Origin of the sequence: Clostridium sp. AM33-3, assembly GCF_003480315.1 — a bacterium.
Taxonomy (GTDB): Bacteria; Bacillota; Clostridia; order Lachnospirales; family Lachnospiraceae; genus Brotaphodocola.
In genome coordinates this window covers 34,419-40,740 of sequence record NZ_QUIV01000029.1, presented here as the reverse complement: position 1 = coordinate 40,740, position 6,322 = coordinate 34,419, and the positions used below count along the sequence as shown (strand labels likewise).

Below are 6,322 nucleotides of genomic sequence, written 5' to 3'. Positions count from 1 at the left end.
TTATTCTGTATGGTCTGACCGAACCTTCGGACTCTATTAGTTATTCTTTAAATTTTTATTTCCTGCATGGAAACAGCTTTTCTGTCGGTATCTGCACCAGCAGCACCGCTGCGAATACCAGTGCGCATCCAAAGAGCTCTCTTCCGGAAAGCTTCTGTCCCAGGATCACCCATCCGGCCAGAACAGAGAACACGGATTCCAGACTTAACAGAAGGGAGGCTATAGTCGGATCCACACCATTCTGGGCTACGACCTGCAGGGTATAGCCGACACCGCAGGACATCACGCCTGCATAAAGGATCGGTGCTGCTGCCGCAATGACTGCAGACATAGATGGATGCTCAAATAGCAGCATCAGCACGCAGGCAAGTACGCCTGCGGTGAAAAACTGCACACAGGAAATCACCACGCCATCTGCTTTTGGAGAAAAGTAATCGATCACCAGAATGTGCACGGAAAATACCACGGAACACATCAGCACCAGCCGGTCTCCCGCTCCGATGGAGAAGGATTCCGTAATGCACAGAAAATACATCCCCACAGCCGCGATCACTGCACTGATCCAGATATTAATGCCGGCCTTTTTCTTTAAAAACAGGCCCATAAACGGCACGATGATGATATACAGAGTCGTGATAAATCCGGCCTTTCCCACCGTAGTCTGCCCAATACCAAACTGCTGCAGACAGCTTGCCAGGCAAAGCACACAGCCACAGCAGATGCCGCCGATGATGCCCATACGGGTCTGCTCTTTCTTTTCTTTTTCAGACAATGTCTGCCATATACTGTCTTTTCTTCCATGCATGAAAAAAATACACGGGATCAGTACTGCTCCGCCAAGAAGAAACCGGCAGGTATTAAAGGTAAAGGTTTCTACATAATTCAGTCCCTCACTTTGGGCTACAAAGGCAATCCCCCAGACCAGGGCCGCAAGGAGCAGCATTGCGCTGTGTCCTGCTGTTTTTCTTGTTTTTGCTTCCATATTTTATTGTCCTCGACTTTTCATTCCCTCATGTATGTTTTCTGTATTTCCGAAGCATCACTGACTCACATAAGCACCAAAGCCACTGCTCTCCATCTCCGTTCCATCCGGAAACACCCACAGTGCCTCCACACCATCCTGCGCCTCGATAAATGCCCTTCCTTCCTCCGGGTCCATGTTAAAAACTGCCGTGGAAAGCGCATCTGCCAGTGCGCTGTCCCCGCAGAGAATACTCACAGAATCATACTTGTTCCATGGCATCAGCGTATCCGGATTGATGATGTGATGATACCGCACACCGTCTACCTCATAATAACGCTGATAAGTCCCGCTGGTCACCAGGCAGCTGTCATTCAGATTCACAACCTTCAGATATGACTGTGCTGCGCTGGTATCCGGATTCTGAACCCCAACGCGCCATGGCTTTCCATCCGCCTTGGTCCCGATGGTTTCCACATTGCCGCCAAGGCTTAACAGCGCAGACGTCACCCCTGCTTCCTCAAGTGTCTCTGCCAGTCGTTTTGTGGCATATCCCTTTGCGATGGCTCCCACATCCAGGCTCATTTCCTGATCCGGCAGATACACCGTTGAGGCCTGCGGATCAATCTGTACCTGTTCCAGATCTGTATGCTGTGCCGCCTGCTGAAGCTTCTGCATATCCGGGATCTGTGCCCGGGAAGGGTCTTTCAGGCCTGCTTCCCGGTATTCGTGCCAGATGGAAAGCACACTTCCCATTGCCACATTGACCCTTCCGCCGGTTTTCTCATACTCCTGTCTGGAAAATTCCAGCAGACTGATAAGCTCTGGATCTACCGTAACCGGCGCGATCCCCGCGTTGTCATTGATGGTTTTGATATTGCTGACACCATCATAATTATCATAAATATCAAACAGCTCATGATACTTTTTCATGGTGTCTTCTGCCAGGCTTTTATATTGTTCAAACTCTGCTTCATTCTTTGCGTAGATCGTGATGCTGGTTACCGTATCAAAATAATCCAGATACTGGGCATCGTACGCTGTCATCTGCTGGCCGCTGCCTGAACAGCCGGACAGAACAACTGCCGAAGCCAATGCAAGAAGAAACGTTTTTTTTCCGTGATTCATGTTTTCTGACCTTTCTTATTTTTTTGAACAGACCAGTTCATCATAGCACAAAAAAAGAATGTTGGAAACCCAGCATTCTTTTTTCAGTATCTATTTTATGTTGTTACAGCTTCTCCATCAGTTCTTTCAGGTGCGCTGTCAGCTTTGTGTTTTCCGCATAATCCACCGGGCAGTCAATGATAACCGGAACATTCTGCTCGAATGCCTTTTCAAGGGTTGGCACCAGCTCTTCTGCTTTTGTGATGCGGTAACCAATTGCCCCCATACTTTCCGCAAACTTCACAAAATCCGGATTCGTAAAATCTACACAGCAGCTCTTTCCGTACTGGTCCATCTGTTTCCATTTGATGAGGCCATAGCTGGAATCGTTGAAGATCAGGGTGACAAAGGGTGCCTTTACCCGCAAGGCCGTCTCAAATTCCTGGCAGTTCATCATGAATCCTCCGTCCCCGCACACAGCCAGAATTTTTTTCTCCGGATATACCAGCTTTGCCCCGATCGCGCCTGGCACGGAAATTCCCATAGTCGCGAAACCATTGGAAATAATACAGGTATTCGGCTCGTAGCAGTTGTAATGACGGGCAATCCACATCTTGTGGGCACCTACATCTGAGATTACGATATCCTCACGACCCATGACCCTGCGTACATCACTTAAGATCCTCTGCGGTTTCATCGGGAAAGAATCATCAGAAGCATAAGATTCATGCTCCTCTACCATCATCTGCTTGATTTCCAGGGCACGCTCCGGTTCCTGACGTCTGGAGGTTCTTCTTCCAATCTGTACCAGGGCATCTGCAATATCCCCTACCACTTCCACCTCCGGCTGATACAGCTTATTGATATGAGCCGGGCGCATATCAACGTGAACAATATCAATCTTTCCTTCCGGATTCCACTTGGCCGGCGCGTATTCTACGATATCATAGCCCACAGCGATAACCAGGTCTGCTTCTTCCATGATCTTGTTCTGATAATCCTTCTGGGGGATGCCTATGGTCCACATGGAATACGGATTGTCAAACGGGATCACGCCCTTTGCCATCATGGTATTGATGACTGGAATCTTCAGCTTTGTGGCAAACTCTGTCAGTTCCTTTGATGCATGTCCTCTTACTACGCCGCTTCCAGCCAGGATCACCGGATTCTTTGCCTGGAAGATCATACCTGCCGCATCCTGCACGGTATCCAGCTCCGCGTATTCCTTCGGTGCGGTCTTTTTGTGAAGTGGCTTTTCGCCTTCCGGAACCGGCATTTTCGCTACATTCACTGGCAAATCAATGTGGGTTGCTCCCGGCTTTTCACTCTCTGCGTATTTGAACGCCAGACGTACTATCTCGCCCACGGTATCCGGGCGTACCACCATCTTGGTACGCTTGGTGATCGGTTCAAACATCTTTGTCAGATCCAGGAACTGATGTCCGGTAATGTGCATGCGCTCCGTTCCCACCTGTCCGGTAATAGCCACTAATGGCGCTCCATCACCGTCTGCATCTGCCACACCGGTTACCAGGTTGGTTGCGCCAGGTCCCAGCGTAGCCAGACAAACCCCCGCCTTACCAGTCAGTCTTCCATATACATCTGCCATAAACGCAGCCCCCTGCTCATGGCGTGTGGTAATAAACCGGATCGGGGACTGATCGATCGCATTCATCACTGCCAGGTTCTCTTCGCCTGGGATTCCGAATATGTATTCCACACCTTCCTCCTGCAGACATTCCACAAGTAAATCTGCCGCATTTCTCTGATGTTTTTCTTTCTGCTGAAGCACATTTTCGCTCTGCTGTTTTTCCATGATGACATCCTCCCTTGTGCAGCTTTTATGATTTTGTAATATAGCGCGTGTTTTTCACAATTACAATCACCATTTTCATTGCCTGTTTCACAATCATTTTCTTGTGGTTACCGGTTTTCATTATTTTCGAAAGCATATTTTGAACAAAATAAAGTGACGGTTCTCTGTCAGACAAACATTCCGACAGAAGAACCGTCATATTGAAAGAATTATAAATACTTATATTTTTTCATTTTTTTGGAATCCGACCGTGGCCAGGAACCGTCCAAATGCCTCGCGGCCCTCCGGCGTGCACTTGTAGACACCGGCATCCTCCAGAACCCGGGCAAATATCTTTCCGACTTCTTCTTTTAAGATATCGTCCACATTTTCTCTCGTAATGGACGCGTAATGAGGCTTAAACTCGTCCACCCAGTCTGCATGCTTTGCCAGCATCTCATCGGCACGGATATCACTGCCCTCTATGATCGCATCGGCCAGCCTCGCCAGCTCATCCTTTAAGCGGGACGGAAGCACCGCAAGTCCCATCACCTCGATCAGACCAATATTTTCCTTCTTGATGTGATGCAGCTCCTGGTGCGGATGGTAGACGCCCAGCGGGAATTCTTCCGTTGTGATGTTATTGCGCAGCACCAGATCCAGCTCGTAGCAGTTTCCGTTTTTGCGCGCAATTGGAGTAATGGTGTTGTGCGGCTCTCCGTTTGTCTCTGCATAGACAAACGCTGCCTCATCAGTGTAACCGCGCCATGCTGTCAGCACCTTTTCGCCCAGATCGATCAGGCGGTCCGGATTCTCACCGCTAAGACGAAGAACAGACATCGGCCAGTGCACGATTCCTGCCTCCACATCCTCAAAGCCCGGCATGGTAAACTTCTGTTCCATGCCGGCCCGCGCCATGGCAAAGGTATAATGACCTCCCTGAAAATGATCATGACTCAGAATGGAGCCGCCAACGATCGGCAGGTCGGCATTGGATCCCAGGAAATAATGCGGGAATTGTTTTACAAAATCAAACAGCTTCACAAACGCAGAGCGGTCAATCTTCATCGGGGTATGCTGCCCGTTAAAGACAATACAATGCTCATTATAATATACATATGGGGAATACTGAAATCCCCAGCGGCTCTCATTCACCGTGATGCGGATAATACGGTGATTGTTTCTGGCCGGATGGTTCAGACGACCTGCGTAGCCCTCATTCTCCATGCAAAGCAGACATTTCGGGTAGCCGCTCTGCTTTGCCAGCTTGGCAGCCGCGATAGCCTTCGGATCTTTCTCCGGCTTTGATAAATTAATGGTGATATCCAGATCTCCATACGGTGTGCTGGTCACCCATTTCTGATCCTTGCAGACCCGGTATCTGCGGATATAGTCAGAATCCTGACTGAGTTTATAAAAATAATTGGTAGCCGCCTCCGGACCGCCCTCCTGATAGCGGTTCCAGAAAATCTGTTCCACCTCGGACGGACGCGGCATCAGACAGTTCATCAGCTTCGCGTCAAACAGATCACGATAGGCAATGCTGTCTTCGATCAGACCCTGCTCACAGGCATAGTCCAGAAGTTCTCTCAGGATTTCCTCCAGGCTTCCTGTTTCTACCGGATCTTCCGGTTCCTCATAGGCTTCCAGTTTTAATGCCTCCAAAAGCTGATTTGTTGCATAAATACGGTCTGTTTCTGTGATCAGACCGGTCTCCAGACCATACTGCACCAGTTTCTTGATTGCTGTGTAAACCATATATAACCTCCCCATTCCCCATGTTTTTATATATTTCTTTCAGTATAATCCGTTTTTGTCTGCAGTTCCATAGAATAATCTTTGTCCTGTCTACAATTTTTTATGCCGACGCTGCAGATTTACTGGCGCATGCGCTGAATGACCGGCGCAATACGTTCTGTCACCAGGCCGCCAAGCAGGCCAATGACTCCTCCCGTGATGACACCGGTCACCAGAAGCACCGGCAGATATGTAAATACCCCCGCTGTCCCTGTGATCCAGGCTGCCATGGAAAGCTGTCCAATATTATGAAACACACCGCCAAGAATGCTGACTCCGGTTTTCTCAAACCAATCCATTTTTTTTGCAAGCGCCATAACCGCAAGACTTAGGATGCCGCCCGCAAGTGCATACAGCATACTGCCCGGATTACTGAACGTAAAGCCCACCATCACAATACGAAGGAGCCCGACCACCAGGGTTCCTGCGGCCCCCACTGTATATAGCCCCACTACATTCACCAGGTTTGCAAGGCCCAGCTTGATACCGGGCACCGGAACCGGAAGCGGGATCAGCGCCTCCACATAGCTGAATATAAAAGCCAGGGCAATAAGCAGGCCATATAAGGCGGCTTTATCCGCATGGCCCCGTATTCTGCGCTTCTGACCAGGTTTTCTGTTTTCCAATTTGACATCTCCCTGCTTCTATGCTATAGTTCAAAC

At 49.2% G+C, this 6,322-nt stretch carries 5 protein-coding genes; all 5 read right to left on the bottom strand.

From position 1 onward, the window contains the following. Positions 1-55: 55 nt before the first annotated feature. The 5 genes from DW819_RS13725 to DW819_RS13705 all read right to left on the bottom strand — a co-directional run bounded on the left by DW819_RS13725 (position 56) and on the right by DW819_RS13705 (position 6,286). Positions 56-982 (bottom strand): DMT family transporter, encoded by a 927-nt coding sequence (locus DW819_RS13725; protein ID WP_118733711.1) that lies wholly within the window; start codon positions 980-982, stop codon positions 56-58. Positions 983-1,039: 57 nt separating this feature from the next. Then, positions 1,040-2,089 (bottom strand): FAD:protein FMN transferase, encoded by a 1,050-nt coding sequence (locus DW819_RS13720; protein WP_118733710.1) that lies wholly within the window; start codon positions 2,087-2,089, stop codon positions 1,040-1,042. A gap of 103 nt (positions 2,090-2,192) precedes the next feature. Then, the gene (locus DW819_RS13715; protein ID WP_118733709.1) at positions 2,193-3,884 is read right to left on the bottom strand and encodes an acetolactate synthase large subunit; all 1,692 of its coding nucleotides are present in this window, start codon (positions 3,882-3,884) and stop codon (positions 2,193-2,195) included. 219 nt (positions 3,885-4,103) lie between these two features. Beyond that, positions 4,104-5,621: a UDP-glucose--hexose-1-phosphate uridylyltransferase gene (gene galT, locus DW819_RS13710; protein ID WP_118733708.1), complete on the bottom strand. Its 1,518-nt coding sequence runs from the start codon at positions 5,619-5,621 to the stop codon at positions 4,104-4,106. A gap of 119 nt (positions 5,622-5,740) precedes the next feature. Continuing rightward, a complete protein-coding gene (locus DW819_RS13705) occupies positions 5,741-6,286 on the bottom strand; it encodes a Gx transporter family protein (protein WP_118733707.1) in 546 nt (181 codons plus the stop codon). Positions 6,287-6,322: the final 36 nt, after the last annotated feature.

Excerpts from the sequence above, each read along its gene's own strand:
- DW819_RS13725 (WP_118733711.1), bottom strand. The coding sequence starts at position 982 with ATGGAAGCAAAAACAAGAAAAACAGCAGGACACAGCGCAATGCTGCTC.
- DW819_RS13720 (WP_118733710.1), bottom strand. The coding sequence starts at position 2,089 with ATGAATCACGGAAAAAAAACGTTTCTTCTTGCATTGGCTTCGGCAGTT.
- DW819_RS13715 (WP_118733709.1), bottom strand. The coding sequence starts at position 3,884 with ATGGAAAAACAGCAGAGCGAAAATGTGCTTCAGCAGAAAGAAAAACAT.
- galT (WP_118733708.1), bottom strand. The coding sequence starts at position 5,621 with ATGGTTTACACAGCAATCAAGAAACTGGTGCAGTATGGTCTGGAGACC.